Raw genomic sequence first — 26,994 nt, 5'->3', positions numbered from 1 at the left:
CATGATCGGCCCGATCCCGGTGTCCACGTGATCGACCACCTCCTTCCCCCGCAGGTCGTCGCGGTCGAGTCGCGCGGCGACGACCATCCGGACGGCGACCTGTTCCCCGAGGAAGAGGCGCTGGTCGCCCGGGCCGTCGCCAAGCGCCGCAGGGAGTTCACCGCGGCCCGCGTCTGCGCCCGCCGGGCACTCGCGCGGCTCGGCCGGCCGCCGGCGCCCATCCTGTCCGGGACGCGGGGCGAGCCGCTGTGGCCCGACGGCATCGTGGGCAGCATCACCCACTGCGACGGCTACCGGGGTGCGGTGGCCGCCGACTCGTCGGTGGTGGCGTCCGTCGGCATCGACGCCGAGCCCAACGGGCCGCTGCCCGACGGGGTGCTCGACACGGTCGCGCTGCCCGAGGAGGCCGCGTTCGTCAGGAAGCAGGCGGACGACGGCGGGGTGAGCTGGGGGCGGCTGCTGTTCTGCGCCAAGGAGGCCGTCTACAAGACCTGGTATCCGCTCACGGGCCGGTGGCTCGGCTTCGAGGAGGCCCGCATCGACCTCACCACCGACCCGGTCACGGCACCGGGAGCGACGGCGCCGGGGACGGGATCCGCTGCCGGTGCGGTCGCCGGGGGCTTCCGTGCGCGGTTGCTCGTCGAGGGGCCCCTCGTCGGAGGACGGGCGGTGCAGGAGTTCTCCGGGCGGTGGCTGGCGGCCGAGGGGCTGGTTCTCGCGGCGATCGTGCTGCCCGCCCCCGCCGGATGACGGTCCATGACGTCCGGCGGATGCGATGACGGTTCATGACGTCCGGCGGATGCGGATGCCGTGGGGGTCGGCGCGTTCGACGCCGCCCGCGTCCACGTTCGTGATCGGGATCAGGCCGCGTACCTGACCGGTCCTGCCGTCGCCCGTGAGGCGGAGTATCAGCAGGCCGGGGTCGGTGCCGTGGGAGGAGTGCGGGTCGCCGGAGAGCGGGTTCGGACCGCGCGTGGAGGCGAACGCCCAGGCGCGGTCCGGCGACGAGGCGAACAGGTCCACCGTCGGGTCGGCGCTGAACCGCGACGTCAGCGGCACCGTGCCGGCGTGCGCACCGGTGCGGCCGTCGAAGACCTCCGCCACGTTGGCGTCCCTGTCGCCCACCCAGACGTACCGGTCCTTGGCGCTGACCAGGGTGCCGTGCGCGTCGCGGTCCGGCGCCTCGTCGTCGTAGAGGCGCTCGACGGGCGGCGTGTTCGGCGGGTTCGCGGCCGAGTAGCCGGTGCGCGGCAGCCGGAAGACGGTGAACTGGTCGAGGTTGGCCGGGGTGCCGCCGCCCCCGTCGCCGAACACCCGTCCGTGCGCCTCGGCGAAGCCGCAGCCGTTGGCGGGCACGTGCGCGGCGTCGTACTCCCCCGCGATCGCCATCGGCGTACGGCGCCAGTCCACGGCGAACAGGCCACCGCCGCGCAGGCTGATGAACACGGGCCCGTCGTCCGAGGCGATGAACGGGCAGATCGGCGCGTTGTCCGGGCGCAGTCCAGGGGCCTCGCAGGGGGCGCCGCTCGGCGTGGTGCAGCCGGCCAGGTCGAGCGTGGCGGCGGGCTCCTGGGTGAAGGTGTTCGTCGCGTAGTCCGTACGGATGCGCTCCAGCTTCTTGCCGTTCTGGTTGGCGATGATCAGGTGGCGGTCGTCGCCCGTGGGCCACAGCGCGTGCGCCTGGCGGGCGCCGCCCGCGCCGGTCTCGGTGGCGAAGCAGGCGAGCGGCCGCCTCGCTGGGGCGTCGAAGACGACCACGTGCCCGCTGGCGACGAAGGCGAGCGCCGCGTGCGTGTCGCGCCGGCTGAAGACCAGCATGTGCGGCCTGACGGGGTCGCGGCCCGTGCTCGCCCGGCACAGGGCGGACGTCGCGCCGCCCAGGTCGATCACGTCCGACGGGCGGGCGTCCGACAGGCGGCGGGTGACGTCGTGGCCGTCGTAGATGTGGATGGTGCCGCCGTGGGCGAGCCCGTTCGTGTCGGACTGGTCGACCAGCCAGATCTCGTACGCCTCCCGCCCGCCGGGCGCCGCCGCGGCCCCCATGGTGAACGTCAGCAGCAGCGCGGCGATCGCGGCCCGCCACCTCACACCCCGCATGAGCACCCCTCCGGCCCGTGAGCGACCCCCGCCCGGAGTGTCTCCGCGATCCTCCTCCGCGACAAGAGCCGATTTCTCCGGAGATCAGGTGAAGGGCTGGGCCACCTGGTCGAGGGCCTGGGAGATCAGCTCGGGGAGCTCGCGGGTCTCGTGCTCCGCGCACCACTGCTGGCTCGCCACCCGCAGCGCCGCCATGAACACGGCCGCGACGAGCCGGGGCTCGACGGGGCACTCGCGTTCGGCCATCGCCTCGCTCAGGTCGTGCTCCAGCCGGATCCGGCCGGCGAGCTGCCGGGCCAGCAGGGACGGGTGCCGCATGGCGAGGCGGGCGCGCAGGTGCCACTCGCGGTCGGGCCCGCCGTACTCCTCGAAGAGGCTCTCCACCGCCCCGCGCAGCGCGAGCCAGGCGGAGCGGTCGCGGGGTTGCGCGCGCACGCGGTGGACGAGGGTGCCGAGGATCTGCTCGTCCCCGTACAGCAGAGCGTCCTCCTTGCCGTCGAAGTAGTTGGAGAACGTCCGCCGCGAGATGTTGGCGGCGTCGGCGATGGCCTCGACGGTGACGTGGTCGAGCCCGTGGTCGACGGTGAGCCGCAGCGCGGCCTCGTGCACCGCTCGCCGCGTCTCGGCCTTCTTGCGTTCGCGCAACCCTGCTGTACTTCCCATGGTGCGACACAGTTTACCCACTGGGAATAAATGCTCAATGCGCAAAGTTGCCATCTGAGCATGTAAAGTATCCCAGTTGCTTCCCTTAACACCCTTGATCGGAGGTTGCGTGTGAGTGCCCAGCCGGCCGCGCCGTCCGCGGCGGAGCCGATGACCCACCGCCAAATCCTCGAAGCCCTCAGCGGCCTCCTGCTCGTCCTGTTCGTGGCCATGATCAGCGGCACCATCGTCTCCGTCGCGCTGCCCCAGATCATCGGCTCGCTGAAGGGCAGCCAGTCGCAGTACACCTGGGTCGTCACCGCATCCCTGCTGGCCTCGACCGCCTCGACGCCGATCTGGGGCAAGCTCGCCGACTTGTTCAACAAGAAGCTGCTGCTCCAGATCTCCATCGTGATCTTCATGGTCAGCTCGCTGGCCTGCGGGTTCGCCCAGAACACCGGCCAGCTCATCGCCTTCCGCGCCATCCAGGGCCTCGGCATGGGCGCGCTGCAGATCCTCACCCAGGTCGTCATCGCCGCGATGATCTCTCCCAAGGAGCGCGGCCGCTACAACGGCTACCTCGGCGCCGTCATGGCCGTCGCCACCGTCGCGGGCCCGCTGCTCGGCGGCCTCATCGCCGACACCTCCTGGCTCGGCTGGCGCTGGTGCTTCTTCATCGCCGTGCCGTTCACCATCGCCGCCTTCGCGCTGCTGGCCAAGACGCTGCACGTCTCGACCGTGCGCCGGGCCGACGTGAGCATCGACTACTGGGGCGCCGGCCTCATCGCCGCCGGCGTCAGCGTGCTGCTCATCTGGGTGACCTTCGTCGACAACTCCTTCGCCTGGCTGTCCTGGCAGACCCTCGCCATGGTCGGCGGCGGCGTGCTGCTGCTCGCGCTGGCCACGTTCGTCGAGACCAAGGTCCGCGAGCCGGTCGTGCCGCTGCACGTCATCAAGCGCCGCGACCCCGCGCTCGCCATCCTCGCCAGCCTCGCGGTCGGCATGGCCATGTTCGGTGGGGCTGTCTTCCTCGGCCAGTACTTCCAGATCGGCCGCGGCTACGGGCCCACGGCGGCGGGCCTGCTGACCATCCCCATGATGGTCGGCGTGCTGTTCTCCTCGACGATCAGCGGCCGGATGGTCTCCAAGAGCGGCAAGACGAAGCCGTACATCCTGACCGGGCTGGTCGTGCTGCTGGCCGGGTTCGCCGGGCTGGCGACCATCGACCACGAGACGTCGCTGGTGCTGGTCTCGATCTACATGCTCCTCGTCGGCGTCGGCGTCGGCATGTCGATGCAGAACCTCGTCCTCGTCATCCAGAACACCGTCCCGCTGCGCGAGATCGGCGCGGCGAGCGGCGCGATCACCTTCTTCCGCTCGCTCGGCGGCACCGTCGGCGTGTCGGTGCTGGGCGCGGTGCTCGCCAACCGGGTGGCCACGAACATCGCGGAGGGCCTGGCCAAGGCCGGCATCCCGGTGGCCGGCGGTGAGGCGGGGCGCAGCCTCGACATCGCCTCGATGCCCGAGCCGCTCAGAGGAATCGTCAGGGCCGCGTACGGCGACGCGACCGGCCACATCTTCATGGTCTCGGTCGGCATCGCGCTCGTCGGCCTGATCGCGGCGTTCTTCCTCAAGCCGGCCAAGCTGCGTGACAGCCTCGACCTGCCCACGCCGCCGGTCAAGGACGAGGCTCCGGCCCCGGCCTGACCGTCAGGAAAGCCCGGAAGGCCGCGTCCCCGTCTCGCCCGCGGGGACGCGGCCTTCCGTTTCACCGCGGCAGGACGGACCGTACGGCCTCCTCCGTCCGGGCGACCACGGCCGTTCCGTCGTCGGCGGTGATCGGCCGCTGGATGACCACGGACAGCGCGGCGCGGCACTTGGAGCAGGCCGGGTTGATCCAGATCTCCATGGGTCCCGACAGTACCGGGGGTCTCATCACTTCTTCCTGATCGGGTCAGCTCTCCGCCCGGCGCCGCCGGGACCCGCGCGCTTCCCGCCTATACAGGTCCGATGAGAGCCGTACGGATCGTCACGGGAATGGGCCTGCTGGCCGCGCTGCTCGTACCGGCCAGGGCCACGGCCGAACCGGTCGCGCCGCGCCCGCTGAACCTGGTGCTGGACGGCCGCTCGTTCACCCTCGACGACGCCTTCGCGATCCTGGAGGGCCGCCCCGTCGCGGCCAGGATCGCCGGGACCGCGCGGGCCACGATGGCGCGCACCAGGGCGGGCGCGCTGGCCGCGCTGAAGGACGGGCAGCGGGTGTACGGCTGGAACCAGGCGCTCGGCCCGCTCAAGGACCGGCCGCTCACGCCGGAGCAGGCCGAGCGGTTCCAGCGCAACGTGCTGCGCTCGCACGCCGCGGGGGTCGGCGAGCCGCTGCGCGACGACGTGGCCAGGCTGGCGCTGATCGTCAAGGCCAACCAGATGGCCAGAGGCAGGTACGGCGTCCGCCCCGACGTGCCGCAACGGCTGCTGGCCCTGGTCAACGCCGGGGTCGTGCCTTTGATGCCGCAGATCGGCTCGCTCGGCACCGGCGACCTGCAGCCGCAGGCCGCGGCCGGGCTGGCGGCGATCGGCGAGGAGGCGCCGGTGCGGTACGGCGGCGAGGAGGGCCCCGCCTCCGCCCTGCTGCCCAAAGCAAGGCTGCCCGCCGGCTTCACCCTCCAGGCGGGCGAGGCGCTGCCGATCGTCAGCGGCAGCACGGTCGTGGCGGCCCTGCTCATGGACGCCGTACGCCGGGCCACGGTGCTGGCCGGGCAGGCGGAGGGCGCGCTGGCGCTGTTCATGGAGGCGACCAGGGCCGAGCAGGGGGCGCTGGACGCGCGTACGCACGAAGAACGGCACATCCCCGAGGAGAACGCGGTCGCGGCCCGGCTGCGGGCGATGGTGGCGGGCTCGGGCTGGATGACGGAGGAGGGCCGCAAGCGGCTCGACCCCGAGCACTACGAGCCGCGCGTGCAGGACGCGGTGTCGGTACGGGCCGCGCCGCACATCCTGGCCGGGCTGCGGCACGTGCTGGCCGACGCCCGCCGCACCCTGGTCCGCGAGGCGAACTCCGCCACCTCCAACCCGCTGGTCTTCAGGAAGAAGCAGGGCGCCGGGTACGAGTTCGTCATGGGCGGCAACTGGGACGCCTCGATCATGGGGCACCTCGCCGACAGCATGAACGCGGAGATCGCCGACGTCGCCGTCCTGTCGCAGGAGCTGTCCGGGCGGCTGCTGTCGCCCCGGTGGAGCTACGGCCTGCCGGCGAACCTCGCGGGCGGCACCCCCGGGCTGAACTCCGGCATGGTGCAGGCGCAGACCGTGGCCGCCGCACTGATCCCCGAGCTGCAGGTCAGGGCCACCCCGGCCGGTACGCTGTCCCGCCCGGTCAAGGACGGCCAGGAGGACCACAACACGATGGCCATGGCCTCGGCCCGCCACCTGCACGAGAACCTCGACCGGCTGGAGGTCGTGCTGGCCGTGCAGTACCTGATGGCGGCCCAGGGCATCGACCTGATCGCGGACAGGATGGCGGGCCTGCCGCTCGGCCCCGCCGCCCGCGCCCTGCACGCGGAGCTGCGCCGGCACGTCGCGCCGCTCGGCGACGACCGCTACCTGACGCCCGACCTGGAGCGGGTCGTCGCGCTGGTACGCGGCGGACGTCTCCTGCCGCCGGGCGCCCCCCTTCCTTGACAGATCCTGACAATCCTGACCTGCGACAACCCTGAATCCCGCGATATCGGCTCGTTGCTTTCTCAGGTAAGGGCTCTACAGTGGGCTCTCGCCAATGCCACGACCGACGCATGAGGGAGCAGCAACGCGCATGTCCGCCACCCCTCGGGACCGTGCCGACAGCCAGGTGCCGCGCGTCCGCGGCAACGACTACCGTGTCCTGCGGCCGCCGGAGGACTACACGCCCCGGCTGCGGGTCAGCGTGGTGATCCCCGCCTACGGCGCCCAGGACAAGCTGGACCTGGTGCTGCAGGGGCTGGCGCGGCAGACGTACCCGGCGGAGCTGACCGAGGTCATCGTGGTGGACAACGGCAGTTCGCCGCCGCTGCGGGTGCCCGAGGGCAGCGCCGCGCACCTGGTCGTGTGCGAGCGGCCAGGACGGGCCGCCGCCCGCAACGCCGGACTGGCCGCGGCGGACGGCGACGTCATCCACTGGCTCGACTCCGACGTGGTGCTCACGCCGGGCGCGCTCGACGCGCACATGCGCTGGCACCACGCCGCGCCCTACCTGTCGGTGACCGGCTACATCCGCTTCACCAGCGCCGAGCTGCCCGCCGAGCTGCCCGCCGACCTGGAGGCGGCGTTCGAGCCGGCCGAGCCGCACGCCTGGCTGGTGGGCCTGGTGGAGCGCACCGACGGGCTCACGAACAACCCGGTGCGGCCGTTCAGCCTGCACGTCGGCGGCGCGACCTCGGCGAGCCGGCGGCTCATCGAGGCCGCGGGGCCCATGGACGAGGAGCTGATACTCGGGCAGGACACCGAGATGGGCTACCGGCTCGCGCAGGCGGGGGCGGTGTTCGTACCGGAGCCGGCGGCCCGCGCCTACCACCTCGGGCCGACCATGCGGATGCGGCACCAGCAGCGCATCGACCGGGTCAGCCACGCCTTCGTCGCCGACCGCATCCCCACCTACCAGTGGCTGCGCGGTCATCCAGGGCGGCAGTGGAAGGTGCCGCAGGTGACCGCCGTCGTCCCGGGCATCGCCGGGTACGAGTCCGTGCGGGCGAGCGTGGACGCGCTGCTCGCCTCGACGGTGGCGGACCTGTCGGTGGTGGTGACCGGCCCCTGGGACACCCTCGACCGCGATCGCCGCGCCCCCCTCAAGGACCCCAACCTCGACCTGGTGCTGGTCCACGGCCACTACGAGCACGAGGGCCGGGTACGCCTGGCGACGGCCGAGGAGGTGGACCCGTCGACGCCGTTCGTGCTGCGGCTGCCCGCCGGGTGGGTGCCGGGCGAGGACAGCGTGGCGCGGCTGCTGAGGCTGATGCGCAACGAGGGGCTCGGACTGGTCAGGGTGCTGCTGGAGGAGGCCGCCGACGCCGTGGCCGAGGCGCGGCTGGAGCGCGTGTCGTCGTTCGCGCGGGCCCGGCTCGTGGCGCGTCCCGGTGAGCCGCTGGACGACGCGGTGGACGACGTGTCCGGGGTGCGGTGGGTGACCGGCGAGGAGTACGCGTTCTCCGCCGCACCTGCCGAGGGGCTGCCCGAGGTGGTGGGGCGGCGGGCGGCCTACAAGGCGCGGGTGCAGGCGGAGGCCGAGGTGGCCAGGCTGACCAAGGAGGCCGAGCGGCTGCGCGGCCAGGTCGACAAGTGGCGCGAGGAGGCGGGCAAGTGGCGTAAGAGCGCCGTGGAGCTGCGGCGTGAGGTGGGCACGCTGCGCCGCGAGCTGCACGCGGCGCAGCGCCGGCAGCCCGCCGCGCCGACGACCCTGACGGGCCGCGTCAAGCGCGTCATCCGCCGCCGCGTCCTCAACCGCCTCCCCGCCAACGGCCAGAAGCCAGCGCAGGACGCCACCCCGCTGCCGGAGCCGCAGGCGGGCGAGCAGCAGGGAAGCAGCTAGGCGGTTAGCGCGTCATCCCTTCGCGAGCGGCGAGGAAGCAGTCAGACGGTCAGCGCGTCCTCCCCGGGTGAGCGGGGCCGGCGTCGGACGATGGGGGGATGCGATCCGTCCCTCGCCTGCCGGTGCTGACCATGGCGCTGGCCTCGGGAGCCGTCGACGCCTTCACCTTCCTCTCCCTGGGCCAGGTGTTCACCTCGAACATGACCGGCAACCTGGTGCTGCTGGGCGTGTCGGCGAGCCGGGGCAGGTTCGCCGACGCGGTGGGCTCGCTGGTGGCGTTCGTCGCGTTCACCTGCGGGCTGGTGCTGGCGTTCCGGTTCACCCGCGGGGTGCGCGGGTGGGCGGTGCGCACCAGGCTGGCGGTGGCGGCGGAGGCGGGGCTGCTGGTCATGCTGCTGACGGGGTGGGCGCTGTCGGGGCCGCAGCTGGTGCTGATCGCGACGGCCGCGCTGGCCATGGGCATGCAGAGCGCGGTGACGCACCGGCTGCACACGTTCATCGGCTCGACGACGTTCATCACGGGCGCACTGACCAGCACGATCGCCCGCCACCTCACCCCGGGCACGGGACAGCCGCACGGGCCGGAGCTGGTGGCGGTGCTGGGCGCGCTGGTGCTCGGCGCGGCCGGCGGCACGCTGCTGGTCGTCCTGCTCCCCCTGGCGGCCCCCGCGCTCGCGCTGCTCGCGGTGACCGTCACCCTGGCCGCCAGCGCCTACGCGTGACCGCCTCATGGACGTCACCGCGTGGCGAGCAGGCAACGGCGGGATCCGGGTGGATGCTGCCGCCATGGACACACACCCGGATGCCGAACGAGCGCGGCTCGCGCAGTCGGCCGCACCCGGACGCGCCCTGGCGCAGGTGGGGCCGTACCTGAGCGAGCGCCAGTGGGGCACGGTCCGCGAGGACTACAGCGGGAACGGCGACGCCTGGACCTTCTTCCCGCACGACCACGCCCGCTCCAGGGCGTACCGCTGGGGTGAGGACGGTCTCGGCGGGGTCAGCGACGACAAGCAGCGGCCGTGCCTGTCGCCCGCGCTGTGGAACGGGCGCGACCCGATCCTGAAGGAGCGGCCGTTCGGGCTGACGAGCGAGGGCAACCACGGTGAGGACGTCAAGGACGTACTACTTCTACCTCGACAGCACGCCCACTCACTCCTACATGCGCTTCCTGTACAAGTATCCGCAGGCGGCGTTCCCGTACTCCGACCTGGTGGTGACGAACGCGGCCAGGGACGCGCACGCCTTCGAGTACGAGCTGCTCGACACGGGCATCTTCGCCGGCGACCGTTACTTCGACGTGGTCGTGGAGTACGCCAAGGCCGGCCCCGACGACCTGCCCGGCCGTGCGGGTGCGGCTGTCGGCCGCTGAGAATGCCGAGGCCGCCGGGGCCGCCGGGGCCGCCGACCCGCTGGGGCCCGGCTTCGACGAGGTGTTCCGGGTGCGGCGGGGCCGGGCTGGGCGCGGCGCACCAGACGGGCTGGACGGCGCTGGTGGCGGTCCTCATGATCATGGGCGGGAGGTTGTCGGCGGCCGACTTCCGTCCCTGATCAGGGGATCAGGCCCAGGCGGCGGCCGGCCACCGCGAAGGCGGTGGCGATGCGGTCGAGCTGGGCGTCGGTGTGCAGGGCCGTGGCGCTGACCCGGATCAGCGCCCGGCCCTCCGGCACGCTGGGCGGCACCATGGCGGTGGCGAAGACGCCCTCGGCGAACAGTTCCCGCCACAGCAGGCAGCACGGCACGATGTCGCCGACGTGGACGGGGATGATCGTGGTGCGCGAGCCGCCGGTGTCGTAGCCGAGCCCGGACAGGTCGGCGCGCAGGCGGTCGGCGGCGGCCAGCGCGCGGCGGCGGCGCTCGGGCTCGGTCTCGATGATGTCGAGCGCGGCCAGCGCGGCGGCGGTGCTCGCCGGTGACAGGGCCGCCGAGTAGACCATCGAGCGCGCGTGGTGGCGCAGGTAGACGATGATGTCGGCGGGTCCGGCGACGGCGCCGCCCGTCGTGCCGAAGCATTTGGAGAAGGCCAGGGTGTGCAGGTCCACGGCGCTCTCCAGGCCGAAGTGCTCGGCGGCGCCGCGGCCTGCCGCGCCTAACAGGCCGATGTCGTGGGCGCCGTCCAGGACGAGGCGCACGCCGTGGCGGCGGGCCAGGGCGGCGGTGCCGGGCAGGTCGCACAGCGTGCCGGTGGTGGAGAACATGCCCTCGGTGAGCACGAGCGCGGCGGCGGCCGGGTCGCAGCCGTCGAGCAGCCGGTCCAGCTGCTCCATGTCGTTGTGGCGGTAGCGGCGCAGGCGGGCGCGGGAGACACGGACGGCGTCGATGAGCGAGGCGTGGATGAGCTGGTCGGCGAGGACGGTGTCGCGCGGCCCGACCAGGGCGCCGAGCGCCATGTTGGCGAGGAACCCGCTCGGCGTCACCATGGCGGCCTGCTGCCCGAGGAACGCCGCCAGCCTCGACTCCAGCGTCTCGTGCAGCGCGAGAGAGCCGTTGACCAGGCGCGAGCCCGACGTGCCGGTGCCCAGGCGGCGCACCGCCCGGCAGGCGGCGTCCTTCAGCCTGGGGTCGGCCGAGAGCCCGAGGTAGTCGTTGGACCCGGCCGACACCAGCACCCGCCCGTCCACCCGCACCTCGCCGGTGGCCAGCCGCTCCTCCACCGGCCGGTAGTACGGATTGGCGCCCATCTCGGTGACCGGCTCGAAGTCCTCATGGAGCCGGCACCTGGCGAACGCGTCGAGCATCATCACGACCCTTCTGCGCGGCGGTGTACCAGACGCGCGCCAGTCTGCCTCTTCTCGCGCCCCGGCGTCGTGTCGCGGGACGGGAGCCGGGTAGGGGGCGGCCATGTCGGAGCTGCTGACCGGAGACTTCTACCAGTTCGAGAGCCTGCTCGCCGACGACGAGCGGCGGACGCTGCTGCGGGTGCGCGAGTTCCTCAACGACAAGGTGGTGCCCATCGCCAACGACTGCTGGGTGCGCGCCGAGTTCCCGATCGACCTGGTCAAGGGGTACGCGGAGCTGGGCGTCGCCGGGCTCGCCCTGCCGGAGTGCCCTGGGTCGAAGCCGAGCGGCCTGCTCAGCGGGTTCCTGGCGCTGGAGATGGCGCACGCGGACCCGTCGATGGCGACGTTCTTCGGCGTGCACACCGGCCTCGCCATGGGCAGCATCGCCGCCTGCGGCTCGCCGGAGCAGCGCGAGCGGTGGCTGCCGGCGATGAGCAGGATGGAGCAGATCGGCGCGTTCGCGCTCACCGAGCCGGAGGGCGGCTCCGACGTCGCGGGCGGCATGCGGACGACGGCCCGCTGCGAGGGCGACACGTGGGTGCTCGACGGCGCCAAGCGCTGGATCGGCAACGGCACGTTCGCCGACCTGATCGTGGTGTGGGCCAAGGACGTCGAGGACGGGCAGGTCAAGGGGTTCGTGGTGGCGAAGGGCACGCCCGGGTTCACCGCCACGAAGATCGAGAACAAGATGGCGCTGCGCACGGTGCAGAACGCCGACATCACGCTGCGGGGCTGCCGGGTGCCCGAATCCCACCGGCTGGCCGGCGCCTCCTCCTTTCGCGACACCGCGAAGATCCTGCGCAGGACCCGCAGCGGCGTCGCCTGGCAGGCGGTCGGCATCATGATCGCGGCGTACGAGATCGCGCTGCGCTACGCCGGTGAACGTGAGCAGTTCGGCCGGCCCATCGCGGCGTTCCAGCTCGTGCAGGACCTGCTGGTCAAGATGCTGGGCAACGCCACCGCCTGCCTCGGCATGGTGGTGCGCCTGGCGAAGATGCAGATCGTCGGGCGCGCGGTGACGGGGCACGGCGCGTTCGTCTGATCGTGATCGCTCATTTGACCGGTCCTGCGATCGGTCATTTGATCAATTACCCGGATTCGTCACTGTGCGTGGATGTGACGGCGGTCACGGTTCACGAACCGTGTGTTGACAAAGAGTCAACACGTCATTCGCGATGATTCTTCGCATCCGTACCTTGAAGTACATCTGCCCCATCGGCATAGTGGACGAACCACAAGCGCACCGGTCGTGGCGGGCAACCTCGGGGGCGGCAGCACGTCCACGACTGCCCGGCAGCGCACACTCGCGCGGAATTGGATGAAGGATGAGCTCGCCCCCGCCGATCCGTACCAAGCTGCTCAGGATCCTCCTGCTTCCGCTGGTCTCCATGGTGGCGTTATGGGGATTCATCGCTTATTCCAGTGTGGACGAGATCGTCGAGGTCTCGCAGACGCAGGACCGCTGGGAGGCCATCGGCTCGCCGCTGCTCCAGCTGATCGTCGAGCTGCAGCGCGAGCGCCAGCTCTCCGCCGAGGCGCCCGGCAGCACGGCCGCGTACAAGCCGCTGGCCGAGCAGCGGCAGCAGACCGACGCCCAGGTCGGCAAGGTCCGCGAGATCGTCAGGACGATCATCGAGGGCGACAGCGACGCGACCCCGGCCCAGGTCGAGGCGATGGTGCAGGCCCTCGACGGGCTCCAGTCGCTGCGGGCCTCCGCCGATGGCGGCGTGCTGGCCCCGACGCTGACCATCATCGAGGCGTACAACAACCTCATCGCGGTGGTGAACCGGCAGTTCACCGACCGCGACGCGCTGAGCGACGTCTCCTCCTACCGCGCGGTGCGCGGCATGGCCGCCTTCAGCGCCACCGCCGAATACCTGTGGCGCGAGCACGCGGTGCTGACCAGCACGATCGTGCAGCGCAGGATGACCCCCACCGACCGCGCCGCGTTCGTGGCCGCCATGTCCAGCCGCCGGCTCCTCTTCGCCAACGCCGAGCGCGACGCCGGGCCCGAGCTGCGGGCCGCCTACGACCGGCTGGTGGCGAGCGAGCCCTACAGGCGCGTGGTGGCGGTCGAGGACGAGCTGTTCACGTTCGACACGGGCGGCGCGCCGCCCGTCACCGCCCGGGAGTGGAAGGGCGACGCCGAGGCCGTGCTGGGCCAGATCAACCAGGCCACGCAGGCCGAGCTGACGCGCGCCGCGGCCGAGGGCCAGAGCCAGAAGGTCGGCGCGTACTGGCGGATCGGGCTGGTCCTGCTGCTCGGGCTCGCGGCGGTGCTGGTGTCGCTGGCGCTGTCGTACCGGTTCGGCCGCTCGCTGGTCGACGAGCTGCTCCGGCTGCAACGGTCGGCCGTCGAGCTGGCCGAGCAGCGGCTGCCCCGCCTCGTCGAGCGGCTGCGCCGCGGCGACGACGTGGACCCCGCCACCGAGGCCCCGGCCCTCGACCCGGCCGAGACCGCCGAGGTGGACCGCGTGGTGAACGCCTTCGCCGCCGTGCGCCGCACCGCCGTCGAGGCCGCCGTCGGCCAGGCCGCGCTGCGCAAGGGCGTCAGCCAGGTCTTCCTCAACCTGGCGCGGCGCAACCAGGCGCTGCTGCACCGCCAGCTCGCGCTCCTCGACACGATGGAGCGCAGGGTGGAGGAGCCCGAGACGCTGGAGGACCTGTTCAAGCTCGACCACCTCACCACCCGCATGCGGCGGCACGCCGAGAACCTCATCATCCTGTCCGACTCCTCCCCCGCCCGCCGCTGGCGCGACCCGGTGCCGCTGTTCGACGTCGTACGCGCGGCCGTCCTGGAGGTCGAGGACTACACGCGGGTCACGGTCGCGCCCATGCCGGACGCGCCGCTGCTCGTCGGCGCCGCCGTCACCGACGTCATCCACCTCGTGGCCGAGCTGGTCGAGAACGCCACCGTCTACTCGCCGCCCAACACCACCGTGCAGGTGCGCGGGGTGACGGCGGCCAACGGGGTGGCGCTGGAGGTCGAGGACCGGGGGCTCGGCCTGAACGACGCCACGCTCGCCGAGCTGAACGCCCGGCTGTCGGACACGCCGGAGTTCGACCTGGCCGACACCGACCGGCTGGGCCTGTTCGTGGTCGCCAGGCTCGCGACCCGGCACGGCATCAAGATCATGCTGCGGCGGTCGCCGTACGACGGGACCACCGCGATCGTCCTCCTGCCCGCCTCGCTGCTGGCCGAGGCCGAGCGCCCCGCGCTCACCGCCGGCGGCCAGCCCGCCCTCGGCTCGTCGGCATCGTCGGCGCCGTCGGCGTCGTCGGCCTCCTGGGGGCAGGGGACGAGCACCGCTCCCGAGCGGGGCACCTGGTTCGACGCGCCCGACCGTACGGGCGACCACGAGCCGGTCTGGACGCCCGACCCGGCCTGGCTGTCCGGCGGCACCGCGCAGGACCCCTCACCCGCCTCCTCGCCCGCCTCTCCGGCGGCGCCCATGATCGGCTCGGTGCTCGGGCCCGGCACCGACGACGTGGAGCTGCCGATGCGGCGGCCCACCGGCGGCGCCAAGCCCACGCCGGTGCCCGGCTCCGCCGACCCCGACGGCCGGCCGGAGGCGTGGAGCGTCACGGTGCCCGCCCAGGACGCCGACGAGGATCTCGACGGGCTGCCCATGCGGATCCCGCAGGCCAGCCTGGCTCCCCAGCTCCGTGACTCGGGACGCGTGCACCGTCGCGTCGTCGCCGAGCGCACGCCGGAGGAGCTCGCACAGCTCATGTCGTCCATGCAACGCGGCTGGCAGCAGGGCCGCCGGCAGACGGGGCACGAGCACGACATGTGGAACCGAAAGGACGACCAATCCGATGCCTGACTCCAGAAGCGAACTGAGCTGGCTGCTCGACGACCTCATCCAGCGCGTGCCCGGCATCCGGCACGCCATCGTGCTGTCCGCCGACGGGCTGTCCATGGGCAGCTCCAGAGGCTTGACCAGGGAGGACGCGGAGCACCTGTCCGCCATCTCGGCCGGCAGCCACAGCCTCGCCATGGGAGCGGGACGGCACTTCGGGCTCGGCGGCGTACGGCAGACCATCATCGAGATGGAGGAGGGCTTCCTGTTCGTCACCGCCGCAGGGCAGGGCGCCCGGCTGGCCGTGCTCGCCACGGCGGACGCCGAGCTGGGCATGGTCACGTACGAGATGGCCCTGATGGTCAAGAGGGTCGGCGAGCACCTCTCCGCGCAACCGAGGGGAGCTGCACCGGCACCGGCCTGGAACGGTACGAGACAGTGAGCGGGGACGATCCGGGGCCGCTGATCCGGCTCTTCGGGCTGACCGGGGGCCGGGCGCGGCCCCAGGGCGAGACGTTCGACCTGGTGGCCATCGTCACCACCATCGGCGACGTCCCGGAACCCGCGGACCTCATCCCCGAGCACCGCGCCGTGCTGACGCTGTGCCGCAGGCCCACCCCCGTGGCCGACGTCGCGGCGCACCTGCGGCTGCCGCTCAACATCACCCGGGTCATCCTGGGCGATCTGCGCCGCGACGGCCTCGTCACCATCGACCGCCCACGCCCCGTCGCGCAGACGATCGACGAACGCATCTACAGGGAAGTGCTCCATGGGCTACGCAGTCTCTGAGGCGGGGACGGCGCCGGCCGTCCCCGCACTGGCCATCAAGATCCTCATCGCGGGTGGTTTCGGCGTCGGCAAGACGACCATGGTGGGCACGATCAGCGAGATCCGGCCGCTGCACACCGAGGAGTTGCTGAGCGACCGCGGCATCGGGGTGGACGACACCTCAGGCGTCGAGTCCAAGATCACGACCACGGTGGCGCTCGACTTCGGCCGGATCACGATCCGCGACGGGCTGTGGCTGTATCTGTTCGGCACGCCGGGTCAGGACCGGTTCTGGTTCATGTGGGACGAGCTGGCGCTCGGCGCGCTCGGCGCCGTCGTGCTCGCCGACACCCGCCGGCTGCAGGACTGCTTCCCCGCCGTGGACTACTTCGAGCAGCGCGGCATCCCGTTCGTGGTGGGGGTCAACTGCTTCGACGGCGCCCGCCGGTACGAGCCCGGCAAGGTGCGGCGGGCGCTGGGGCTGGGCGAGCACATCCCGATCGTGCTGTGCGACGTGCGGCGGCGCGACTCCGTCAGGGACGTGCTCACGACGCTCGTCACGTACGCGGTGAAGGGCATGTGACCGCACGGCGCGCGGCGTCTATGGTGTGGGCGCGGCGTCGCGTAGTGCTCCGGCGAGGTGGGCGGCGGGCTCGGGCAGCGGGCCCGGCAGCCTGGCCAGCAGGCAGCGGCGCTGTTCGTGGGGGCCGCCACGGACCGGAAGCACCCGTACCCCGTCGGGGACGGCTTCCGCGAGCATCGCGGGCACCGTGGTCAGCCCGGCGCCCGCGGCCACGAGGCTGAGCTTGGCCAGCCAGTCGCGGGCCGAGTGCACGATTGCGGGACGCTCGTCCAGGCCGGGCCACGCGCCCATGCCGGTGCTGTCGCCCGCTCCCCCGGCCGCCGCCCTGCCTGGACCGGCGATCCAGCGCTGCCCGTGCAGGTCGGCGACGTCGATGTAGTCGCCCCTGGCCAGCGGATGGGCGGCGGGGACGGCGACACGCAGGCTCCGCTCGTACAGGACGCTCACCTCAAGGGCGGGGCTCTCGGCGTCGGGCGGACGGAACGGCGGCGCCGAGCCGAGCAGCGCGAGGTCGAGCGCGCCCGCCCGCAGCGCGCGGACCAGCGCCGGCGTGCTGCCCTCCCTGGTGTGCACGGTGATGGCGGGATGCTCGGCGCGCAGGGCCGCCAGCGCCCGGGGCACCAGGACGACGCCCGCGCTGGCGAAGAAGCCGAGGCGTACGGTGCCGGGCTCGTCCGGCAGCCCGGCCAGCTCACGCGCGCCCGCGTCCACCTGATCGACCACCACGGCGGCGTGCCGCAGCACGATCCGCCCCGCCGGGGTCAGCCGCACGCCGTCGTGGCGGCGCTCCAGCAGTTCGGCGCCCGCCGCGCGTTCGAGTGCGGCGATCTGGCGGGAGACGGCCGACTGGGTGTAGCCGAGCGCGGTGGCGGCGGCCGTGAGCGTGCCGCGCTCGGCCACCTCGCGGAAGACCCGTAGCGCGGTGAGCGACGCGTCGGTGAAGGCCATGAGGTATACGCATACCACACTTGACGAAGTTGCGCTGGCGGCATGGCCCCCGCCTCCCTAGGCTGGACGACCGGGAGCTCCCTCTGTCCCTTTCCGATTGAGGAGCACTACAGTGAGCAACGCCAAAGTCGCCCTGGTCACGGGCGCGACCCAGGGCCTCGGCCTGGCCCTCGTCGAGGGCCTGGCCCGCCGTCTGGGCCCAGGCGACACGGTCTACCTGACCGGCCGCGACCCGGGACGCGTCGCGAAGGCCATCGCGCAACTGCCTGAGACCGCCGCCGAGGTACGCGGGATGCTTTACGACGTCGCCGACCCCGGCGCCGCCACCCGCCTGGCCGATCTGCTGCGGGACCGGCACGGCGGCGTGGACATCGTCTTCGGCAACGCCGTCATGCGCGTCGGCCCCGGCGACGACCCGGCCGCCGTGATCGACGAATACACCGAGGTCAACAACTTCGGCACCACCCGCCTGCTGCGTGCCTTCCTCCCGCTGCTGCGCGACGGCGGCCGGCTGCTCGTGGTCGCCAGCTCACTGGGCACCCTGCACCAGCTGGCCCCGGTGCTGCACGGCCGCTTCGACGGGCTGTCGTCGCTGGACGAGGTGGACGAGCAGGTCGCGGCCTGGCGGGACGCGATCAAGGACGGCAGCGCCAAGGCGGGCGCCTGGCCGATGTTCGTCAACATCCCCTCGAAGATCGCCCAGGTGGCCGCGGTACGAGTCCTGGCCGGGCAGCGCCGGCCGGAGGACACCCGCCGGGGCATCCTCCTGGCCGCGGTGTGTCCCGGCATGATGAACACCCCCACCTCAGCCCTGTGGTGGGACGTCACCACCGCCGCCCTCCCCGGCGAGGCCGCCGTCCCGCTGCTTGACCTGGCGACGGGCCCGGTGAATCCCGGCCACTACGGCCGGCTGATCCGCCACGGCCGGGCTCTGCCCTGGTCGCCAGCCGCCTGAGCCCCCGTGCCCGAGCTCTAGAGGTAAGGGCCGGTGCCGGGGGCGGTGGGCGGGCGGCCTGGGGTGGGAGGAACACCTGGGAACTCGGGGTGGGTGGCCTGCTGGAGCGACAGACCCACTCTGATGCCCTGGAACACCCCTTCCAGCCACCCCACGAGCTGGCTCTGCGCGATGCGGATCTCCCCCTGGGTCAGGGTGCCGGACGAGGTGGGCAGCAGCCGTTCCAGCTCCTCCCGCAACTCGGGCGCCACCGAGTCGCCGATCTCCGCGACGACCCGCGCGTGGATGTGCCCCAGCTGCTCGCGGGCGTGCTCGTCCAGCGGCAGCCCGCGGGCCTCGTCGAGCAGTGACCGGGCCATCGTGCTGACGCGCAGCAGCCGCGCCGGCTCCTTGACGCGCCCGATCTCGGCCTCCACCGCCGACTCCGCCTCCTGCGCCGCGTCGGGCGGGACGGGAGCTGCCGGCCGGTGGGGATCGGGTGTAGAGGTCATGTCGCCGTCCTGTCATAGCAGGTCGCCCCACGCGGGGGCGCGGTCTCCACCGTCCCCTGCCCAGGCACACGCCCCTCACGCCAGAGACCTCCGAGACAGAAGTGACACCCCCCAGGCCCACGCACCCACCGCCCGGGGCCCTCTCGAAGACGAGGGAGACGAACGCGGAGGAAAGCGAGGCGGAAAACGGCGAAGGCGGAGGAAGCCGAAAGCGGGGGGGAGCCGAAAGGGAGGCCTTTCCCCCGAGTTGAGGGAGGGGGCTCCTCTCCCCCGGCTCGGGGGAAAGGGCTCCTCCCCGCGACTCGGGCACCGACCGGCGATCCCGGGGAAGAGCCTTACGGGCTCTTCCCCTCAGCGAGGTCAGGCGAGGGTGATGAGGTCGGCGTAGTCGTCGTTCCAGAGGTCCTCGACGCCGTCCGGGAGCAGCAGCACCCTGTCCGGGGCCAGGGCATCGACGGCTTCCTCGTCGTGGGTGACCATCACGACCGCGCCCTCGTACGCCGCCACCGCCGCCAGCACCTCCGCCTTCGAGGCCGGGTCGAGGTTGTTGGTGGGCTCGTCGAGCAGCAGCACGTTGGCCTGGGAGCTGACCAGCCCGGCCAGGGCGAGCCGGGTCTTCTCGCCGCCCGAGAGCACCCCGACGGGTTTGTCCACGTCGTCCCCGCCGAACAGGAACGACCCCAGGACGGTCCTGGCCTCGCCGTCGGTGAGGTGGGGCGCGGCGGTGGCGAGGTGGCGGGCGACGGTGTGGGCGGGGTCGAGGGTGTCGTGTTCCTGGGCGAAGTAGCCGAGCCGCAGCCCGTGTCCGTGCACCACCCGTCCGGAGTCGGGCTGCTCGTGCCCGGCGAGGATCCTGAGCAGGGTGGTCTTGCCGGCGCCGTTGAGTCCGAGCACGACGAGGCGGCTGCCCCGGTCGATGGCGAGGTCCACGCCGGTCAGCACCGGCAGGCCGCCGTACGCCTTGGTCAGGCTGATCGCGCCGAGCGGCGTGCGGCCGCTGGGCGCGGGCTCCGGGAGCCGGATCCTGGCGACCTTGGCGGCGCGCCGTACGGGGCGGGTCTCGGCGAGCATGCGGTCGGCGCGGCGGGCCATGTCCCGGGCGCGTACGGCGGTGGACGAGCGGGAGCGCATCCGGTCGGCCTGGGCGTGCAGGGCGGCGGCCTTGCGCTCGGCGGCGGCCCGCAGCCTGGCCCTGCGCCGTTCGTCGGCGTCCCGTTCGGCGAGGTACGTCTCCCAGCCGCTGTTACGGATCTCCAGCGCGCCCGCCTCCAGGTGCCAGACCCGGTTGACCACGTCGGCCAGCAGCCCGGTGTCGTGGCTGATGACGACGAGCCCGCCCGGGTAGCCGAGCAGGAACGTCCGCAGCCACGCGATCGAGTCGCGGTCGAGGTGGTTGGTTGGCTCGTCGAGCAGCAGCACGCCTGGCTCGGCGAACAGCACCCTGGCCAGCTCGACACGCCGCCGCTGCCCACCGGACAGCGTGCCGAGCGGCTGGTCCAGCGCCCGATCGGGCAGCCCGAGCCCGGCCGCGACCCGAGCCGCCTCCGCCTCGGCTGGATAGCCGCCGCGCGCCTGAAACTCGGCCTCGGCCCTGACATAACGCGCCATCGCCCGCTCCGCGGCCACCACCCCGGAGGCGGCGGGCCCAGAGGCGGCGCGCTCGGAGGCCGCGGGCCCGGAGCCGGCGCGCCCGGAACCGGCGCGCCCGGAACCGGCACGCCCGGAAGCGGCACGCCCGGAAGCGGCAGATCCGGAGCCGGCGCGGTCGGAAGCGGCAGATCCGGAGCCGGCGCGTTCGGAAGCGACGCCCTCAGAGGTGGTGGGGTCGGAGGTGGCGGGGTCCGAGGCGGCCGACGCGGTTTCCGCGAGGGCCGTCTCGGCGGCGCGTAGGTCGCGGACCGCAGTGTCGAGGCCGCGGGCGGACAGGATGCGGTCGAGGACCGTGGTCGCGGGGTCGGCCGCCGCGGGGTCCTGGGGCAGGTAGCCGACGGGGCCCGTACGGACGATGTCGCCGGACGCGGGCTGGAGGCGGCCGGCGAGGGTCTTCATCAGCGTGGTCTTGCCGGCGCCGTTGCGGCCGACGAGGCCGATGCGGTCGCCTGGACCGACGTGCCCGGTCACACCGGACATGAGCAGGGAGGCGCCGGCGCGCACGGCGACGCCACGGAAGGTGAGCATGGGATGACGCTCCGGAAAGCTAGTGGACACACGGGTGGCGTGGAAGCGGGTGTCCTAGCTAAGAAGTCCGGGGCGTAGACATGCGGCCAGAATACGGGCGGGCCACGAGGGCCCGCCACGGGTTTTTCGCGGGCCGGTTGGAAGTGCCCGGCACCTGCCGCGGCTCAGATCCCGGGCAGAAGGCGCAGGTGCATGACGACGTCCGGCACGTACCACGGGCGAGCTCCCCGGGCACGTGCCGCGGGTCAGATGACGGTCCCGGTGGGCGGTCCGGGGTCAGTTCCAGATGCCCGGCACCTGGGACGGGGTCTCGTCCTTGACCTCGGTGCTGTCGATCACGTCGCCCTCCAGCGGGAGGAGGACCGTGGCCTCGCGGCCCCAGTCGGTGTAGCGGGTGTCGGACTCGACCTGGACGGTGCTCTTGTCGATGGGCAGCACGGCCTTGGCGGCGATGCGCCGCACGAGGCCCTTGTCGCCGAACCAGATGGTGTAGCCGATCTTCCCGTCGCGCTTGGCGGTGAAGCGGGTGCCGTAGAAGGCGGCGAACGGCTCGGAGGACTTGGCGAGACTGCTGGCCTTGACGCTGCCCTTGAGTATGCCGTCCTTCCACGAGGTACGGCCGGCGACGAGCGTCTTGAGCGTGGCCGGGTCGAGCGCCTCGACGACCAGGTTGCTGGGCGGCTGGACGACCTTGCGGTAACGCACCCAGCTCGTGCCCGGCGGCAGCGCCTGGTCGACGACGGGGCCGGAGACGTAGCTGACGCCGCCGGAGGAGAGCATGCGGACGGGCCCTTCCTGGAGGGCCTCGGTCTCGGCGGGGGCGGTCTTCTGCATGGTGCGCAGCAGTGCCGGGCTGTACTGCAGGGTGTGGGCCACGTCGGAGGCGACGGGCCCGCGCGGGCCGAAGCCGACCGTGCCGTCGAGGGCGGAGGTGGCCACCTGCCCGGCCTTGAAGGTCACCTTGGCGGTGGCCCGCAGGTTGACCGCCTTGCCCTGCCCTAACTGGGCCTGCAGCGCCTTGACCGGGTCGGTGGTGGGGGCGGCGTACGCGGGCATGGCGACGAACTGCGCCAGGCCCGCGACGGCGACCGCACCGATGAGGGTTCGCTTCATGAGGGTTTCCTTGGGAACGGTCCTGAAAGACGCGAACAATCTGGTGCATCTAAGATCGCGTCGTCAAGCCGGACCCGCGGATGCGGCATGGGAGTCGCGGGCGGAGATCACCGGGCTCCGCTGCGTGATCGTTCAGGCGGGGAAGTCCTTCGGGTTGACGTGGGTGGTCCTGGCGTTGCCGCCCTTGACCGGGTTGAGGGTGAGCGTCCAGGCGGTCGCGGTCCTGGAGGTCGTGGTGAAGCGCAGCTTGCTGGTGAAGCGCTGGTAGCTGGCCGCGCGGGTGAACCTGCCCTTGGAGACGCTGAAGCGGGTGCCGGTGGTGAAGTAGATGCGGTAGGTGCCGTCCCTGACGTCCCTGATGGTCGCGGTGGACCTGGCGCGTACGTAGATGCTGATCGCCTTCTTCTTGCCCTTGACCAGGGCGACGACGCCGTCGCGTGACGTGCCGTTCTTGATCTTGAGCCGGCCGAGCCCGCCGCTGATGCGGTCGTAGAGTATGCGGCCGTTGCGCGGGCGCGCGGCGGCCTGCTGGGCGGCCTGCTGGGCGGCCCGCTGGGCGGCCCGCTGGGCGGCCCGCTGGGCGGCCCGCTGGGCGGTCGGCGTCACGGTGGTGACGGCGGGCGCGCTCGCCACGGGGGCGGCGCTCGCGGGCGGGGTGGTCAGCAGGCCGCCGGCGAGGGCGACGGCGGCGACGGCGCTGGTACCAAGAGCTGCTCGGCCGGAGGGGCTTCTCACGATCACCATCTCCTTCGTGACGCGGGTCACGGCAAAGATAAGAGATCGAACGCGTGCGCGAAACCGGATATTCACGACGGGACTCGCCGCGGCCTTTCGCGGCCCATGGCCTAGACTGCGGCAGATGTTCCTGGCCCCCGCCCGGCTGGCCTGGCTGGACGCCCTGCGGGGGCCGGCAGCGCTGGCCGTCACCCTGCACCACGCCGGCTGGACGTTCATCCCCGCCGTCTGGGCGGAGGTGGACCGGCGCATCGACATGGGCACGTGGGGCGTGTTCGTGTTCTTCCTGGTCAGCGGCTACATCATTCCGGCGTCGCTGGAGCGCAAGGGCGATCTGCGCGCGTTCTGGACCGGGCGGGCCTTCCGGCTGCTGCCGCTGCTGCTGCTCGCCTGCGCGCTGATGCTGGGGCTGGCGCTGGTGGGCGTGCTGCCGGTGCCGGACGGCCTGGGCGACCGGCCGGCGGCGCTGGTCGTGCTCGGGAACGTGACGATGCTCCAGGAACTGCTGAACCTGCCGGCCGTCGTCAACGTCGCCTGGACGCTGTCGTACGAGATGGCCTTCTACCTGATGTGCGTGGCGCTGTTCGCGGTGGGGCAGGAGCGGCGGTCGGCGGGGATCGCGGTGGCGCTGGCGGTGCCGGCCGTGCCGCTCGGGCTGCTGCTGCCGAAGTCGGTGATCGGCGGGCGGGCCGACCTCCTGGCGGCGGCGCTCGGGCTCGCGGTGGTCGCGGCCGTCGCGGTGACGGTGCTGGCCAGGGGCCGGTTGAGGACGGCGGGCGCGGTCGCGGGCGGGCTGCTGGGGCTGGCGCTGGTGGTGCTGGGCAGCAGGGGCGGCACGTGGCAGGGCGTGATCATCCTGGCCACGATGTTCGCGGGCACCGCGGTGTACCGGGCCGAGCAGGGCACGATCTCCTGGCGGGCGGCGATCACGGCGGTGCTGGTGGTGCTGGGCTGCGGCCTGCCCGCCAAGGACGACCCGGCGTGGGTGCCGGCGATCGTGCTGGCGTTCTGCACGTTCTGGGCGGCGTACCGGCTGCGCACGCGGACGTTCCCCGCCTGGCTGGCGCGGCTCGGCGTGATCAGCTTCTCCGTCTACCTGCTGCACCCGATCCTGCTGTACGTGCTCCCCGGCCTGCCCAGCTACCTCCTCGTCCTGATCCCGCTGAGCATGCTGACCTACCACCTGGTCGAGGCGCCCGCCCAGCGGCTCGGCAAGCGGCTGGCGGGCCCGGCGGGGCCGGGCCCGCGCCGCGCTCAGCCCTGAAGGGCGCCGCCGAACGTGTGCGTGCCCGCCCCCACCTCGGCGGGCCCGCCCTCGATCGGCAGGTCAAGCTCTGCGGTGGTGCCCGGAGGCACGGTGACGGTGACGGTCAGCTCGCCGCCCGCCCTGGTCCAGGCGACGCGGGCGGTCCCGTACGGGGTGCCGAGCGCCGCCTCCGCCTCGGTCAGCCCGCCGCCGGGACGCGGCGCGACGCGCAGCCTCCGGTAGCCGGGGGCCGCGGGGGCGAGCCCGGCGACCGTGCGGTGCAGGAAGTCGGCCACCGCGCCCAGCGCGTAGTGGTTGAACGAGGTCATCTCGCCCGGATTGACGCTGCCGTCGGGCAGCATGCTGTCCCAGCGCTCCCAGATCGTGGTGGCGCCCATGGTGACCGGATACAGCCATGACGGGCATGCGCGCTGAGTCAGCAGCTCGTACGCGGTGCCGTACGCGCCGACCGCCGCCAGCGCGTCGCAGACCAGCGGCGTGCCCACGAAGCCCGTGCCGATGCGGTGCCCGTCGGCCGCGACCAGCTCGGCCAGCCGCCGCCCGGCCCGCTCGCGCTGCTCAGGCGTCTCCAGCAGGTCGAAGCAGATCGCGAGGGCGTGCGCGGTCTGGGTGTCGCAGGCCAGCCGCCCCGACGGGGTGACGAACTCGCGCCCGAACGCCGCCCGCACCTCCCCCGCCAGCCTCGCGTAGTGGGCCGCGTCGTCGTCGTGGCCGAGCAGCGCGGCCGTCTCGGCGACGAGGCGGGCCGTCCAGGCGTGGTAGGCGGTGGCGACCAGGGCGGGGTCCGTGCGTGCCTTGCCCGGCTTGTCGGGCGGCGCCGCCGGGTCGAGCCAGTCGCCCCACTGGAAGCCGGTGTCCCACAGGTGGCTCTCGCCCGCCCTTCCGGCGATGTGGTCCACCCACGCCTTCATGCTGGCGTACTGGGTGCGCAGCAACCCGATGTCGCCGTAACGCTGGTACAGCACCCAGGGCACGATGACGGCGGCGTCGCCCCACGCCGCGGCGGGCTCCGCGGGCATCAGCGGCACCCACGGCACGTAGTGCGGCACGGTGCCGAGCTTGGCCTGCTCGGCGGCCAGGTCGGCGAGCCAGGAGGCCAGCGGGCCCGCGCAGTCGTAGAGGAAGGCGGCGGTCGGGGCGAAGACCTGGAGGTCGCCGGTCCAGCCGAGGCGTTCGTCGCGCTGGGGGCAGTCGGTGGGCACGTCGACGAAGTTGCCGCGCAGGCTCCAGACGACGTTGTCGTGCAGGCGGTTGAGGTCGGGGTCCGAGCACCGGAACGTGCCGGTCGGCCGCAGATCGGTGTGACACACGACCGCCTCGATCGCGGCCTCGACCTCGGTCCCGGCGCCGTCGCCACCGCCGGGCCCGACCTCGGTCCTGGCGCCGTCGCCACCGCCGGCCTCGGCCCCTGCCCCGGCGCCGTCGCCGGGCTCGGGGAGCGGGCCCGGCCAGCCGTCGATCTGGGCGTAGCGGAAGCCGTGCATGGTGAAGCGGGGCTCCCACTCCTCGGGGACGTCGTCGCCGCGCAGCGTGTACGTGTCGGTGGCGGCGGCGTGGCGCAGCGGGCGGAGGCTGAGCGCGCCGTTCTCCAGGACCTCGGCGTGGCGCAGCGTGATCGTCTGCCCGGCCGGACCCTGGACGCGGATGCGCAGCCGGCCGGAGACGTTCTGGCCGAAGTCGAGGATGGTCTCGCCCGAGGGCCCGGTGAGGACCTCTCGCGGCCGCAGCGTCTCGACCCGGCGCACCGGCGGACCCGTCGGCGCGACGAGCCGGGCGGGGTCGTGGCCGAGCACGTCGGCGGGCGTCCAGGCGGCGGCGTCGAAGCCGGGCTCCGACCAGCCCTGGGGCAGCAGGCGGGCGTCGTACCGCTCGCCGTCGTACAGGCCGGCGGCGGTGATCGGGCCCGTGGCGCAGCGCCAGTGCTCGTCGGTGACGACCAGGTCGGTGCCGCCGTCCTCGTAGGTGATCTCCAGCTGGGCGATGAGGGCGATGCGGTCGCCGTAGATGGCGGTCTTGCCGCCGCCGAAGCCGATGCGGCCGCGGTACCAGCCGTCGGCCAGGGTGGCGCCGATCGCGTTGGGGCCCTCGCGCAGCAGGGCGGTGACGTCGTGGGTGCGGTAGCGCAGCCGCCGGTCGTAGCTGCTCCAGCCGGGGGCGAGCACGTCGTCGCCGACGGTCCGGCCGTTCAGCTCGGCCTCGTACAGGCCGTGGGCGGTGACGTACAGGCGGGCGCGCGCGACGGGGCCGCGCAGGGTGAAGTCCCGGCGCAGCAGCAGGGCGGGGCCGTCGGGCGGGCCGAGCAGGTCGTGCGGCGGCGCGGCGGCCCCCGCCTGCCAGTCGGCGGCCTCCAGCAAGCCGGTCTCGACCGCCGCCCAGTTGCTCCAGCCGCTGCCGGTGCCGTCGGCGCCGTGCACGCGGACGCGCGCCTCACGTCGCTCGCGCGACCCGAGCGGCGCGCCCGGCCAGGGCACGAGCACCGACTCCCCCGACTCGACCCGCCAGGCCGCGGTGCCGGACGCGTCGCGGATCTCGATCTCGTACGCCGCCTGCGTCCAGCCGGGCTCGTCGGTGGTCGTGGTCCAGGACAGTCGTGGGCGGCTCTCGCCGATGCCGAGCGGGTCGCGGTGGTGCTCGAAGGCAGGTGGTGTGACGTGTAGCAAGGCGCTCCTTCTGGTCAGCCCTGGATGGCCCCGGCGGTCGTCGCCGGCCACGATCGTGCGGAAGAGGCGGTTGTTGTTGAAACGTTTTAACACCCTGACGCGAGTTAACGTAAACCGCCGCGCGCCGGTGCGTCAAGACGTCATTTGGGGAACGTTGTCCACGACTGTTCCCAGCTCCAGCACCAGGTGGAAGGTTTGAACAGCACGGCCAGGGCATCGTTGCTCATCAGGCTGCCGGGGGTGCGCGCGGGCTCCTACACTCGTCACCGACGAGCGGTGACGCGGGCGGGAAGGCGGGCCACATGGCCGGACACAGGGCGGGACACAGTGCGGGCCACAGTGCGGGCCACAGTGCGGGCCACAGTGCGGGCCACAGTGCGGGCCACAGTGCGGGCCACAGTGCGGGCCACAGTGCGGGC

Annotated in this window: 24 protein-coding genes; 13 read left to right on the top strand and 11 right to left on the bottom strand. The window is 73.1% G+C overall.

Annotated elements, in window-relative coordinates:
- The first annotated feature begins 27 nt into the window (after positions 1-27).
- Positions 28-750, top strand: a complete 723-nt coding sequence (locus tag AB0K18_RS00690; protein WP_364907867.1) for a 4'-phosphopantetheinyl transferase superfamily protein — start codon at positions 28-30, stop codon at positions 748-750.
- Between the two features lie 33 nt (positions 751-783).
- Here the strand turns inward: AB0K18_RS00690 and AB0K18_RS00685 are convergent, their stop codons facing one another.
- A complete protein-coding gene (locus AB0K18_RS00685) occupies positions 784-2,097 on the bottom strand; it encodes a hypothetical protein (RefSeq protein WP_364907864.1) in 1,314 nt (437 codons plus the stop codon).
- An 84-nt stretch (positions 2,098-2,181) separates the two neighbouring features.
- Complete coding sequence (locus AB0K18_RS00680; protein WP_364907862.1) at positions 2,182-2,760, bottom strand: TetR family transcriptional regulator; 579 nt, start codon at positions 2,758-2,760, stop codon at positions 2,182-2,184.
- Positions 2,761-2,910: 150 nt separating this feature from the next.
- Here AB0K18_RS00680 and AB0K18_RS00675 point away from each other — a divergent pair, with 150 nt between their 5' ends.
- Entirely contained in the window at positions 2,911-4,446 is a 1,536-nt protein-coding gene (locus AB0K18_RS00675) for an MDR family MFS transporter (RefSeq protein WP_364909152.1), read from the top strand.
- A 61-nt stretch (positions 4,447-4,507) separates the two neighbouring features.
- Here AB0K18_RS00675 and AB0K18_RS00670 read toward each other — a convergent pair whose 3' ends face one another.
- Entirely contained in the window at positions 4,508-4,675 is a 168-nt protein-coding gene (locus tag AB0K18_RS00670; protein WP_364907859.1) for a hypothetical protein, read from the bottom strand.
- A 74-nt stretch (positions 4,676-4,749) separates the two neighbouring features.
- On the opposite strand from AB0K18_RS00670, the gene AB0K18_RS00665 reads away from it, so the two are divergent.
- From AB0K18_RS00665 to AB0K18_RS00650, 4 genes are all read left to right on the top strand, one after another.
- On the top strand, positions 4,750-6,417 hold the full coding sequence (locus AB0K18_RS00665) for an aromatic amino acid ammonia-lyase (RefSeq protein WP_364907856.1): 1,668 nt from the start codon (positions 4,750-4,752) through the stop codon (positions 6,415-6,417).
- A 130-nt stretch (positions 6,418-6,547) separates the two neighbouring features.
- Complete coding sequence (locus AB0K18_RS00660) at positions 6,548-8,296, top strand: glycosyltransferase (RefSeq protein WP_364907853.1); 1,749 nt, start codon at positions 6,548-6,550, stop codon at positions 8,294-8,296.
- A gap of 98 nt (positions 8,297-8,394) precedes the next feature.
- A complete protein-coding gene (locus AB0K18_RS00655; RefSeq protein WP_364907850.1) occupies positions 8,395-9,018 on the top strand; it encodes a YoaK family protein in 624 nt (207 codons plus the stop codon).
- 380 nt (positions 9,019-9,398) lie between these two features.
- Entirely contained in the window at positions 9,399-9,665 is a 267-nt protein-coding gene (locus AB0K18_RS00650; protein WP_364907848.1) for a hypothetical protein, read from the top strand.
- A gap of 179 nt (positions 9,666-9,844) precedes the next feature.
- Here the strand turns inward: AB0K18_RS00650 and AB0K18_RS00645 are convergent, their stop codons facing one another.
- Positions 9,845-11,035 carry an aminotransferase class I/II-fold pyridoxal phosphate-dependent enzyme gene (locus AB0K18_RS00645; RefSeq protein WP_364907845.1) on the bottom strand — a complete coding sequence of 397 codons (1,191 nt, stop codon included), beginning with the start codon at positions 11,033-11,035 and terminating at the stop codon, positions 9,845-9,847.
- A gap of 100 nt (positions 11,036-11,135) precedes the next feature.
- Here AB0K18_RS00645 and AB0K18_RS00640 point away from each other — a divergent pair, with 100 nt between their 5' ends.
- The 5 genes from AB0K18_RS00640 to AB0K18_RS00620 all read left to right on the top strand — a co-directional run bounded on the left by AB0K18_RS00640 (position 11,136) and on the right by AB0K18_RS00620 (position 16,228).
- Positions 11,136-12,116: an acyl-CoA dehydrogenase family protein gene (locus tag AB0K18_RS00640; protein WP_364907842.1), complete on the top strand. Its 981-nt coding sequence runs from the start codon at positions 11,136-11,138 to the stop codon at positions 12,114-12,116.
- Between the two features lie 283 nt (positions 12,117-12,399).
- A complete protein-coding gene (locus tag AB0K18_RS00635; protein ID WP_364907839.1) occupies positions 12,400-14,901 on the top strand; it encodes a nitrate- and nitrite sensing domain-containing protein in 2,502 nt (833 codons plus the stop codon).
- Entirely contained in the window at positions 14,894-15,319 is a 426-nt protein-coding gene (locus AB0K18_RS00630; protein WP_345400254.1) for a roadblock/LC7 domain-containing protein, read from the top strand. Before AB0K18_RS00635 ends, AB0K18_RS00630 begins: the two co-directional genes overlap by 8 nt.
- Complete coding sequence (locus tag AB0K18_RS00625; protein WP_364369552.1) at positions 15,316-15,666, top strand: DUF742 domain-containing protein; 351 nt, start codon at positions 15,316-15,318, stop codon at positions 15,664-15,666. Before AB0K18_RS00630 ends, AB0K18_RS00625 begins: the two co-directional genes overlap by 4 nt.
- Positions 15,647-16,228 carry an ATP/GTP-binding protein gene (locus AB0K18_RS00620; RefSeq protein WP_364907835.1) on the top strand — a complete coding sequence of 194 codons (582 nt, stop codon included), beginning with the start codon at positions 15,647-15,649 and terminating at the stop codon, positions 16,226-16,228. Before AB0K18_RS00625 ends, AB0K18_RS00620 begins: the two co-directional genes overlap by 20 nt.
- 18 nt (positions 16,229-16,246) lie before the next feature.
- Here the strand turns inward: AB0K18_RS00620 and AB0K18_RS00615 are convergent, their stop codons facing one another.
- Complete coding sequence (locus tag AB0K18_RS00615; protein ID WP_364907832.1) at positions 16,247-17,176, bottom strand: LysR family transcriptional regulator; 930 nt, start codon at positions 17,174-17,176, stop codon at positions 16,247-16,249.
- A gap of 112 nt (positions 17,177-17,288) precedes the next feature.
- On the opposite strand from AB0K18_RS00615, the gene AB0K18_RS00610 reads away from it, so the two are divergent.
- Positions 17,289-18,131, top strand: coding sequence for an SDR family NAD(P)-dependent oxidoreductase (locus tag AB0K18_RS00610; protein ID WP_364907829.1), 843 nt, complete (start codon positions 17,289-17,291; stop codon positions 18,129-18,131).
- A gap of 17 nt (positions 18,132-18,148) precedes the next feature.
- On the opposite strand, the gene AB0K18_RS00605 is transcribed toward AB0K18_RS00610, so the two are convergent.
- The 4 genes from AB0K18_RS00605 to AB0K18_RS00590 form a co-directional block, all read right to left on the bottom strand.
- The gene (locus AB0K18_RS00605; protein ID WP_364907826.1) at positions 18,149-18,622 is read right to left on the bottom strand and encodes a proteasome activator; all 474 of its coding nucleotides are present in this window, start codon (positions 18,620-18,622) and stop codon (positions 18,149-18,151) included.
- A gap of 360 nt (positions 18,623-18,982) precedes the next feature.
- A complete protein-coding gene (locus AB0K18_RS00600) occupies positions 18,983-20,800 on the bottom strand; it encodes an ATP-binding cassette domain-containing protein (RefSeq protein WP_364907824.1) in 1,818 nt (605 codons plus the stop codon).
- A gap of 276 nt (positions 20,801-21,076) precedes the next feature.
- Positions 21,077-21,913, bottom strand: coding sequence for a hypothetical protein (locus AB0K18_RS00595; protein WP_364907821.1), 837 nt, complete (start codon positions 21,911-21,913; stop codon positions 21,077-21,079).
- 132 nt (positions 21,914-22,045) lie between these two features.
- Positions 22,046-22,648, bottom strand: a complete 603-nt coding sequence (locus AB0K18_RS00590; RefSeq protein WP_364907818.1) for a hypothetical protein — start codon at positions 22,646-22,648, stop codon at positions 22,046-22,048.
- Positions 22,649-22,772: 124 nt separating this feature from the next.
- Here AB0K18_RS00590 and AB0K18_RS00585 point away from each other — a divergent pair, with 124 nt between their 5' ends.
- Positions 22,773-23,912, top strand: coding sequence for an acyltransferase (locus tag AB0K18_RS00585; RefSeq protein ID WP_364907815.1), 1,140 nt, complete (start codon positions 22,773-22,775; stop codon positions 23,910-23,912).
- Here the strand turns inward: AB0K18_RS00585 and AB0K18_RS00580 are convergent.
- Both AB0K18_RS00580 and AB0K18_RS00575 read right to left on the bottom strand, forming a co-directional pair.
- Entirely contained in the window at positions 23,903-26,668 is a 2,766-nt protein-coding gene (locus AB0K18_RS00580; RefSeq protein ID WP_364907812.1) for a glycoside hydrolase family 78 protein, read from the bottom strand. The two genes, AB0K18_RS00585 and AB0K18_RS00580, sit on opposite strands and share 10 nt — an antisense overlap.
- Before the next feature lie 170 nt (positions 26,669-26,838).
- Positions 26,839-26,985 (bottom strand): hypothetical protein, encoded by a 147-nt coding sequence (locus tag AB0K18_RS00575; protein ID WP_364909149.1) that lies wholly within the window; start codon positions 26,983-26,985, stop codon positions 26,839-26,841.
- Positions 26,986-26,994: the final 9 nt, after the last annotated feature.

Source organism: Nonomuraea sp. NPDC049421 (assembly GCF_040677005.1).
Lineage (GTDB): Bacteria > Actinomycetota > Actinomycetes > Streptosporangiales > Streptosporangiaceae > Nonomuraea > Nonomuraea salmonea.
The sequence above is the reverse complement of the archived record's forward strand: the minus strand, read 5'-3'. Positions and strand labels throughout refer to the sequence as shown.